The sequence below is a fragment of the Neisseria sp. P0021.S006 genome, assembly GCF_051956895.1.
The window spans coordinates 1-515 of record NZ_JBQCWZ010001054.1 but is presented as its reverse complement, the minus strand read 5'-3'; the positions used below and the strand labels follow the sequence as shown (position 1 = coordinate 515).

At 57.9% G+C, this 515-nt stretch carries 1 protein-coding gene; it reads right to left on the bottom strand.

The window, feature by feature from the left end; all coding sequences use genetic code 11:
* A partial coding sequence (locus tag ACTHUM_RS18685; RefSeq protein ID WP_440403779.1) for a chloride channel protein occupies positions 1-515 on the bottom strand: 515 nt, incomplete at both ends.

Below are 515 nucleotides of genomic sequence, written 5' to 3'. Positions count from 1 at the left end.
GGTCGCAGCGGCAAGGAATGCGGCCATGCAAAGCAAAACCGCGACATTGGACGCGTCGCCCAGTTGCGCGAAAGAAGCCATGTGTTCGCCTATCATCGCGCCGATGGTTAATGACGGCGTGAAGATACCGCCGGGAATACCTGCCCAGTAGCTGAACACGGTTGCCGCCCATTTCGCGGCGGCCAAGCCGAACGGCGCTTCATACGCACCTTTGAGTGCGGCTGCGGCTTCGTGATAGCCCGTGCCATAGGTTTTGCCTTGATAAAACGTACCGAGCAGTGCCAGCAAGATACCCATCACAAAGGCGACCACCAACAAATGACGGCGGATGAAACTGCGCCAGCGTACCGGCGCGAATGCTGCCGCGCCGCGATACAAAAAGCTACTGAACAATCCGCCGGCCACACCGCAGACAATGCCCGACACCGCGGCCCACATCAGCATGTTTGGCAGCTCATGCCCTTGAAACCCTGAAAAATACGGGTTGTTGCCCTGTATCGCCACTTGAATGAAAC